This is a genomic window from Chitinophaga sp. CCNWYY40, assembly GCF_037483205.1.
Classification (GTDB): domain Bacteria; phylum Bacteroidota; class Bacteroidia; order Chitinophagales; family Chitinophagaceae; genus Chitinophaga; species Chitinophaga ginsengisegetis.
On the sequence record NZ_JBBHLF010000006.1, the window covers coordinates 654394 to 662344 of the forward strand.

At 42.3% G+C, this 7951-nt stretch carries 5 protein-coding genes; 3 read left to right on the forward strand and 2 right to left on the reverse strand.

Features of this window, described 5'->3' with window-relative positions:
• Positions 1-110: 110 nt before the first annotated feature.
• The 3 genes from V7S65_RS25510 (at position 111) to V7S65_RS25520 (ending at position 2947) form a co-directional block, all read left to right on the forward strand.
• On the forward strand, positions 111-1070 hold the full coding sequence (locus V7S65_RS25510) for a hypothetical protein (RefSeq protein ID WP_336388267.1): 960 nt from the start codon (positions 111-113) through the stop codon (positions 1068-1070).
• 14 nt (positions 1071-1084) lie between these two features.
• Complete coding sequence (locus V7S65_RS25515) at positions 1085-1666, forward strand: hypothetical protein (protein ID WP_336388268.1); 582 nt, start codon at positions 1085-1087, stop codon at positions 1664-1666.
• Positions 1667-1999: 333 nt separating this feature from the next.
• Positions 2000-2947, forward strand: coding sequence for a hypothetical protein (locus tag V7S65_RS25520; protein WP_336388269.1), 948 nt, complete (start codon positions 2000-2002; stop codon positions 2945-2947).
• Positions 2948-3082: 135 nt separating this feature from the next.
• Here the strand turns inward: V7S65_RS25520 and V7S65_RS25525 are convergent, their stop codons facing one another.
• Both V7S65_RS25525 and V7S65_RS25530 read right to left on the reverse strand, forming a co-directional pair.
• A complete protein-coding gene (locus V7S65_RS25525; protein WP_336388270.1) occupies positions 3083-5206 on the reverse strand; it encodes a hypothetical protein in 2124 nt (707 codons plus the stop codon).
• A 212-nt stretch (positions 5207-5418) separates the two neighbouring features.
• Positions 5419-7332, reverse strand: coding sequence for a glycoside hydrolase family 2 protein (locus V7S65_RS25530; protein WP_336388271.1), 1914 nt, complete (start codon positions 7330-7332; stop codon positions 5419-5421).
• Positions 7333-7951 lie beyond the last annotated feature (619 nt).

Here is a 7951-nt window from a genome sequence, read left to right on the forward strand (position 1 = left end):
TTTTGTAGAAAATTGGAAGACGGCAGAAGCGTAAAAAATGCAGGCGTTATTATTACAGGAATGGTATGGTAACTACAAGATTTTTCAGTTTTTATATACCCCTAACAATTATGAACCCAAAATTATCACTCTTATTTTTTTCCATGCTGGCCTTTTTGACCAGCTGTGGCCAGCGCACACCAGAACAGCACACAGCTGATCAAACACCTCCCATAACCAAAGAACAGTACAACAGCATTTCCAAATCCATTAAAACATTTGACTACAACCCCACCTACCAGGTGAGGTTCACAGCTAAATATTGCGGCTACGAAATCTATGTAAACGATATGCTCGCAAACTTTTCTTTTACCACTGGTAACTCTGCCGGAGAACAGCACTTCGACGTTCCCCAATATATCCTGAACAGCGGTCCCCAGGAAATAAAAATAAAAATTTATCCCAAGGCGATCCAGGACGGCAGGCTGGAAGACAAATTGCGGTCAGAAGCGGCATTCAGTGCAAGAATTGTACATGGTGAATATGGGAAAAACAACTGGGATAGCTTCAAGCAGGTCGCAACTATAAAAGTGCCCATAGAAGGTGGAAAAACAAAAGTTGAGTATAAAACCACATTTGATGCCCAGGTACCTTACAAATTAGATGGCTGGAGAAGTGGTGCTGATCTCAGTAAAGAGCAAAAAGCTGATCTGATTAAGGAAGCCTTGGCGATCAATGAGCAATTTGCAAAATCTTATCGGGAAAAGGATATCGGGAACATTGTTTCCATGATCTATAATCGGGAGAAGGAAGTTGCACAGTCTTTTTTCTTTCGTTCCGGTGAGCCCAAGAGCTATGACAATGGCTGGGAAAAAATTCAACAGGAAGCCAACGAAATTAAAAAAATCAAAATAAGCGATCAATATGACCTGCAGTATTTCGGTAATGGCAAGGTAGTAGCATTGCTGCAGCGTACAGGAGAAGACCGCGATTTTCCCATAATAGAAGCGGAGACTGATGAGGACTATATTTACTATGCTTTATATCTTTTCCGGCCGAAACCAGGCGCACCTTTAAAAATTATCCGCTGATTAAAACCTGATCTATGTTCAATACTCTTTTCGTCATCATAGTGCTTACCGGGATTGTGACCTGGATATGCATCCGGCTTAAAAACTGGAAACGAAGGGTGATTTTCCTGCTGGCACTGATCCTGGGCATTCCTGCAATTATGATCTACGGCTTTAAATGGGGCTGGAAAAATCGGGAACAGCATCTGATGAAGGCGCAGGCCGAATGCAGGCAAAGAAAGGTGATTGACAGTATAGACCTTAAATTCATGGGATTCACTGAAAAGGATCTGACCGGGGACTGCCTGACCATCCATAAAAATGCAGATGGGCAAACATTAGATAGCCAAAGGCAGCAATTGGATACAACCAGGTTTTACAATGGTGGTTTAGGTGCAGATTATTACTATCATCTTCCACTAAAAGTCAGCGATATACTGGAAATCTCGATCGGTAACAAAAGATATAGGTTCAGCAACTTCGTACTAACCGCTGCCGCGAATTATAATATGGGCGGTGCCATACTAAGTGGCTGTAGGATTGATAGTGCAGATATCAATGGCAAAAGGGTGCCTTTTGATCAAAATATGATCATTCATAAGACTGATGATTATTAATACTTACATCGGCCCAAACGACCTGAGACTCTTGTGTGTCAATCATATAGTTTCTTGTTCATTGATAGGGTAATTAATAGGGTTGGTGGGATTACAGAAATGAAATCTACGTCGCCATTAACGGATACCCACATACAGAGGTAGTCTCGTTTTTTGAGGACCAGGCGAGATTTTTACAGGATACCGATTTTACAACAAGAGTTATTCTTGCTGATGGTGAAAAGAGCATCAGATGAAATCATTATAATATAATGCATTTTCGCTTTGCTAGTTGCAGGAAAAACTTAAACAGACAAGTATTAACAGGCCAGTCACCTAAAAGAAACGCAGAAAATGATCATAAAAATAAACTCAACATCCAGCAATGACCTTTTGAAGATTGATCCCACGGAAGTGAGGTCGGTTTCTATTGAAGGATTCTTAAACGGAGAGAAATTAGATATCCTCAACCGGTTTCTGGACAAGAACACCCAAATAAACCTTGTTTTGGTGATTGACCCAGGCCAAGGTGAAAAGAAAGATCTCTTTACCGGCCTGCAGGTCATCAGTCAGCTGGACACCATCAGGAATTTAAAGCTATTGTGCTTTGGATCTGAGCCCTTAGAAAACCTGGAACCACTGCGGGGCATCAATAGCCTGGAATTATTTCAGCTCAGTGGAAATTATAACAAAAAAATCAATCTGGATCCTTTACTGGAGTCCAAAGATGTAAAAGTCCTGGAACTCGAATACGGCCTTGCAGATAAAAAGCAAACCCAAATTATTAGCCAGTTTACTAAGCTCGGCCAGTTAAAAGTATCCACCCTGGATGCCGGAGAAATGGCCGTAAACAGCAACCTGTCTCTGCTAACCGTTACCAATACATTGAAAAAACCAGAGCTGATTTCCGAGGCGTTCCCCAACTTAACCAATTTCAGCATCAGTTATGCAAAAGGCCTGGGATCCTTTGACTTCCTTTCCCGCCTGCAAAAATTAGAGCAGGTATCGATTGGCTATACCCAAAAACTTACCCAGCTTCCAAAGCTTGCAAACCCAGCAAACATCACCTCAGTAACATTCCTCAATACGCCTAATTTCAATGGCATCGAACAAATCCTGGAATTTGAAAACTTAGAAAGCTTAATGGTAAACGAATTTGGCAGTATCCCAATTACCGATGTGACCAAGCTTGAAAAACTGAAAAAACTAAACCGTGTAGTCCTTCATTTTAAAAATGAATCTGATCAAAAGCAATTTGAAGAAACGGCTTTAAAAAATGGATGGGAAACAGATATGTTATAACCGATATCCACAATTATATTTTTACTCCTCATATAAAAAACTATACCGTCTGTAATCAATTAATTTTTAACACTTTGACAACCAAAGTAGTTTTACCTATCCGGGACGATTTGCTAGCGATAAAAGTTTTATTAACTATAGTGCTTTTTTTAATCCTTCCCATTTTACAACCCATGAACCATCTTTAGGAAAGCCCGGAGCATTACCTGCAGGTGCACCATCCCAACCGGCAGTCATCATGGCTATAGCATAGAGCAAACCGCCATTGCCTGGGAAATAAGGAAAAGGGCCACCCCCATCAACCAAACCATGTTCTTCCAAACGAAAGCCGGGGTAGTTGAGCAAATAATCTATTGCTTTCCCGCCTTGTCCAAGTTTTGCTGCACACATAGCGAGCATAGGAAAGTCCCATCCCCAGGTATGACTGAATTTCCAGGTTTCACCAACTTTTTTAAATGTCCTTTCCATCGTGGGTACATCCACGCCATCACCTGGCAACATGCCGTATGCACCAATCAAGGCCGGATGTTCAAAGGTGTAGTTCTTCCACATGTCATTAATGTTTTCCCAGGAAACATACAGCCCATCCTTAACGGGGAGTGGAGAAAGTTTCGCAAGTACATCAGCATATTTTGTGCTTACAGGCATTTTCAATCTTTTACGCCATTCTTGCGCAATTTTTAACCCTGTGCGCCAATAGCTAAGTTCAAATGTAGGGTTGATGGTCGTGCGAGGATCTGCATTTTCCGATACTACCTGTAATGGGTAACCTAGTATATACCGGTTTTGATCTTTATTGTAATGCGCATATGAAGCCATAAAATCAGCAGATTGCAACACCACATCCTTCCATTTATTGAGGGTTTTTGCATTGGGATGAGACCTGTAATCCAGTTCGGCAAAGAATATGGGATGTGGTTGCTGCCAGATCAACAAGGCAGTGATTTCCAATGGCCATTCCCAACGAGCCTGATCACCAATGGTTTTGGGCCATCTGGCACCATCGTAACCTTGTTTTTTTGCCCTCGCTACAGATGATTCCAGGTGATCTCCGTACGCCTTCATACCTGGATCAAGCAACGGCCATCTGTCCCAAAGAGCATAATGCGTACCGTGCCACCAGATCATTTCATAATGATATTTACCATACCAGCCATTATTTACCAGGCCACTTTCCTGTGGTGGCAGAGAACCTGCTTCATTAATTGCCATAACATATTGCGAGAGCACGATACGTCTTTCCAGTTCTTTCCATCTCGGATCCTTACTTTCAGAAAGGTCTATTGCTCCACCACTTTTCCAGAATTTCTCCCATTTTTTAATACTCTCATTATTGGTCTGCTGGAAAGTTGGTAAGTCAGATTTTATAGGCTTTTTGGAAAAAGAAAGGCTGATTTCTGCCTGGTCTTTACCTGCGAATTGAAGTTCATATCTGTGCGCTTTCGTCTCTTTTATCGTTCCTCCATTTTTCCATTGCAGCCGTACATCGTATTCTGTATCGTCCAGCTTTCTATGGAAATCTGTATGCCCACTGGAAAATACGGCTTCTGTAGTATGTTTACCTGGATTGTTCCAGTCAGCACCATTTCCAAATTCAGCCGTTGAAGCATAAGGAAATTCAAGAAACGCACCAATCAGACCATCATTCAGATTGTCTGCTTCAATTTTGATGGCTATGGCGTCTTGTGTAGGATGACCAACGGTTGTTACTTTTATCTTCCGCCCTTCGAGTTCAAATGTACTCGTGGCTATTCCTGTCCAGAGATCTATTTTTTGAACTGGATTTTGCAGATCGTTTAGCACGGCCATGGTTCCATCTTTTCTTTTTAGGATGAGGCCTAATCTTCCCAGATGGATACGTTGCGGGTTGCCCCTCATCCAGTCAGACAGTTTTTCCTGCTCCTTGTTTTGGATGTCGTACCTGACCATACGACCTTGTGTATTCCATTCCTGTCCTTTAAAGTCGGCAGGGGTTTCGGAGGTGGGTAAGGGAAACTTGTGCCAGCCCCAGTTAGACATCGTATTGCCGGACTGCGTAAAGGTTTGCATACCGGTAATATCGAAACCATAAGCGAATTCACCATTACCCACCTGACCCGGACCCTTTAAGTCTCTATCAGTGATCGTTATGTTATGTCTGGTTACGACAGCTTTACGGTCAATTTTTGAAGGTTGCGACTGGAAGGCATAGGAATTTTGAATGACAAAAATTGAAAAAGCAAAAATCCGGACTGCTATCAATAATCTGAATTTGTTCATGGCTGGGTTGTCGTATGTGGTTAGATGCTAAAAATAGACATATTGATTTGGACTTGCATCCTGTACTAACCTGAGTCTGTGACTGAACGCGGTGATGCGAAAGCAGGTGGCCACATATCGAATAATCCCAACTTCAAACACCAACTGGCAACGAGGTCATATTTATTACGGTTTAACCAATGTTGTTTCTCCAAATTGGACAAGGAAATATCCTATCGATTCAGCTTTTTGCCTGCATCCAATACAGCCTGATTCACTTCTCTGACCCTTTCCACGTCCATCTTTTCGACAGCACGATCGTAGGTCAGCAGTCCGTTCACTTCATGTTCCACATCGGTGGTTTGTGTATACACCGCAACGCTTAGCCCCTTATACTTCATCAGCTGCTCTACCTGGTCCATCAGGAGTACATACTTGTCGGTCAATGCGTTTTTTGTCGGTTGGTAATCATAAGCATTATTTTCTACTGGCCACATATGTCCCCTTACAAACAAACCTACTCCTCCAAATTCACCTAAGGATGCTGCCCGCTTCTCATCGGGTTGTGAAGCGTCGTTGGGTCCGATGTAAATATGTGTATCTACAAAATCTCCGTTGCCTGGATCTCCTGCCGCTTTCTGGTAACCGGGATTGTTATTAAAGCCAGAGTTGCCGTTTACCAGCCTCGATGGATCATATTGCTTTACCCAATCGGTAATTTCCTTAACATCAAATGCGCCCCAGTTTTCATTGAACGGAACCCAGGTAATAATGGACGGAGAATTGTATTGGTCGTCTATCATGGCTTTGAGTTCTTTGCGAAAGGTCGTCCTGTTTTTAGCTGTGTCTTCGTGCTGGTACCAGATGGCCGGCATGTCCTGCCATACCATTATACCGAGCTTGTCTGCCCAGTAATAGAAACGTTTAGGCTCGGTTTTCATGTGTTTCCTGATGAGGTTAAATCCGGCCTTTTTGGTAAACTCTACATCATATTTTAAGGCTTCTTCAGTTGGTGCGGTCAAAATACCATCTGGCCAGTAGCCCTGATCGAGCAGACCAACCTGCATAACGAATTTTCCGTTTAATAAGGGCCTCACTACACCATCAACTTTACCCAGTTTGATGTCGCGCATGCCAAAGTAGCTGTTAACTTCGTCGGTAACATTGCCGCTTTTATCCTTCAGGGTAAGTTTCAGATCATATAGAAAAGGATCTTCAGGGCTCCATAACTTAGGGTTTTTAATGGGAATATAAAATGCAGTTCCGGATGAACCTGTCGCTTCAGCTACTACTTTTTTTCCATCAAGCGCAACTGCTGATACCTGAGAAGTGCCTGCGTTTACCAACAGTTTGAGGCGGCTGTTTGCCAGATCGGGCGTTATCCGGATGTTTTTGATATAGTTTTTGTTGACGGGTTCCATCCATACCGTCTGCCAGATTCCCGATGTGAAGGTATAATCCCCGCGCGGGCCGTTTTTACCTGAAGGCGCCCGTCCGTCATTTGGATCATGGGCCGCAACAATTAGGGTATTATTGCCCTGTTTTAAAAATGGCGTAATGTCCAGGCTGAAGGCGTCATAACCACCGGCATGACTTCCTGCTTTTTCTCCGTTGACAAATATAGTGGCATCATGGTCGACCGCATCAAAATGAAGCAGTATCTGCTTGTCTTTCCAGGCTGACGGGATCTCAAAACTCTTTTTGTACCACATATTGATTTCCTGTTTTCGCCCGATGCCTGAGAGCACAGCCTCAGGACAATAGGGCACAAGGATTTGTTCCGTCTTTCCTCCAAAACTGATTGGCTTTGAAGGGTTCAATGCGTTTGCCGTTGCTTCGCCTCCAATATAATCCCATTTACCGTTCAGACACAGCCAGTCTTTGCGCTCCAATTGCGGGCGTGGATATTCCGGAAAAGGAATTGGGGCTTCTATAGCAGCTTTTGTCCACCTGGTAGGTAACTTGGCAACCTGGGCTATTGAAATCTGAGCAGAAAGACAAAATAATAGAACAGAATAAGCAGTGCGTTTAATGGCGGCCATCATTATCGGTTTTGAGAAATTGAGTAAGGCAAGGTTAGTTTTGACCAATATAGTAAAATCAGGCAGCCAAAGCAAATCAACAAAATTCTTCTTGCAGGCTTTCATCCCGGAGAAATAGTACACTTAGAGAATTGGTTAAACATGGTTAATTATACACGAATCGGTTCTTCTCTTTTTACAATTTCGTTTACAGTTCGTAAAATATCGTCCATCATAATTTCTTCAATCAAAAACTAATTGTCATTGTCGAATAAAAAACCGAAACTATTGAGCGTCCTGTTTCAAAAAACTTTCCGGATAATCAGCACTGAAAATCATACAAACAGCTTTTATGTGCGAATTCTTTTTGAAAATACTTTTGTGTGAAAGCGCATTCGGAAACACTTGCACATATGACATTTCTTCCCGTGTTTTGCCTCTTTTTTTTCACTGGTTTGAACCCCATCATCAAACATATTGGCGAATAAAAAACAAAAGCCGTCTTTGATAAGTTAGACGGTGTTGATTGGTATGTGAACCTTTACTACATAAGAAGCAATGAGTATAGCTAATTCAGGCAAAAAACCGAAGCCCTAAACGTTCATATAAAAGCAAGTCCCGACTTAAGGATGTTTGACTTGCCGCCCTGGCTTTCAAATCGAAAACACGGATCAAGTTGAAAAGTTGGGGGATTGTGTAAATTTAGGCATAGAGTTTAGTTAATCTGTAAAGAAAGAATTCTACA

Coding starts and splice junctions, on each gene's coding strand:
- V7S65_RS25510 (WP_336388267.1), top strand. CDS start 111: ATGAACCCAAAATTATCACTCTTATTTTTTTCCATGCTGGCCTTTTTG.
- V7S65_RS25515 (WP_336388268.1), top strand. CDS start 1,085: ATGTTCAATACTCTTTTCGTCATCATAGTGCTTACCGGGATTGTGACC.
- V7S65_RS25520 (WP_336388269.1), top strand. CDS start 2,000: ATGATCATAAAAATAAACTCAACATCCAGCAATGACCTTTTGAAGATT.
- V7S65_RS25525 (WP_336388270.1), bottom strand. CDS start 5,206: ATGAACAAATTCAGATTATTGATAGCAGTCCGGATTTTTGCTTTTTCA.
- V7S65_RS25530 (WP_336388271.1), bottom strand. CDS start 7,332: ATGAAAGCCTGCAAGAAGAATTTTGTTGATTTGCTTTGGCTGCCTGAT.